The 656-nt window shown below is 62.8% G+C and carries 1 protein-coding gene; it reads right to left on the bottom strand.

Annotated features, from left to right (window positions below; genetic code table 11):
- Nucleotides 1–656: 3-hydroxyacyl-CoA dehydrogenase NAD-binding domain-containing protein (locus ACED67_RS21655; protein WP_395543818.1), on the bottom strand; the 656-nt coding region annotated here is incomplete at both ends.

The following is a 656-nucleotide window of genomic DNA, read 5'->3' as shown; positions in this document are numbered from 1 at the left end:
CCGATGAAATCGGCCAGTTCCAGCGGCCCCATCGGATGGTTGGCCCCGAGCTTCAGCGCCGTGTCGATCGACTGCACGTTGCCCACGCCCTCATAGAGCGTATAGACCGCCTCGTTGATCATCGGGATCAGGATGCGGTTGACGATGAAGGCCGGGAAATCCTCGGAGGAGGAGGCGGTCTTGCCCAGCTTCTCGACTACCGCCTTCAGCGCCTCATAGGTCGGCTGGTCGGTGGCGATGCCGCGGATCAGCTCGACCAGCTGCATCACCGGCACCGGGTTCATGAAATGGAAGCCCATGAACTTTTCCGGCCGGTCGGTGCGGCTCGCGAGCCTTGTGATCGAGATCGAGGAGGTGTTCGAGGTCAGGATGGTTTCGGGCTTCAGATGCGGCAGAAGCCCGTCGAAGATCTTCTGCTTGACGCTTTCATTCTCGGTCGCGGCCTCGATCACCAGATCGGTCGGCCCCAGATCGGCCAATATGGTGGTGGTGGAGATCCGCGCCAGCGCCGCGGCCTTGACTGCGGCCGCGATCTTGCCGCGCGCGACCTGGCGTTCCAGGTTGCGGTCCACCGTCGCCAGCGCCTTGTCCAGGCTTTCGGGGTTGATGTCGTTCAGCAGCACATCATAGCCCGCCAGCGCGAAGACATGGGCAAT

Origin of the sequence: Neotabrizicola paludis (assembly GCF_044142105.1) — a bacterium.
GTDB lineage: Bacteria > Pseudomonadota > Alphaproteobacteria > Rhodobacterales > Rhodobacteraceae > Pseudogemmobacter.
The sequence above is the reverse complement of the archived record's forward strand: the minus strand, read 5'-3'. Positions and strand labels throughout refer to the sequence as shown.